The following is a 293-nucleotide window of genomic DNA, read 5'->3' as shown; positions in this document are numbered from 1 at the left end:
GCAAGGCACAGGATCGCCATGACTTCGGACGCCACGGTGATGTCGAAGCCAGCCTCGCGCGGGAAGCCATTGGCCACACCGCCAAGCGACGCGGTGATCTGGCGCAGCGCGCGGTCGTTCATGTCGACGACCCGGCGCCACACGACGCGGCGCACGTCGATATCCTGCTCGTTGCCCCAGTAGATGTGGTTGTCGATCATCGCCGACAGCAGCGAGTGCGCGGATGTGATCGCGTGGAAGTCGCCGGTGAAGTGGAGGTTCATCTCTTCCATCGGCACGACCTGCGCCATGCC

General features: G+C 64.8%; 1 protein-coding gene. It reads right to left on the bottom strand.

All coding sequences use genetic code 11. The features are described 5' to 3' along the window. On the bottom strand, positions 1–293 hold a 293-nt coding region (locus tag D8Z78_RS24415), incomplete at both ends, for a formate--tetrahydrofolate ligase (RefSeq protein ID WP_128910933.1).

Source organism: Tropicibacter alexandrii (assembly GCF_003667315.2).
Lineage (GTDB): Bacteria > Pseudomonadota > Alphaproteobacteria > Rhodobacterales > Rhodobacteraceae > Tropicibacter > Tropicibacter alexandrii.
This window is presented reverse-complemented; position numbering and strand designations above follow the sequence as displayed.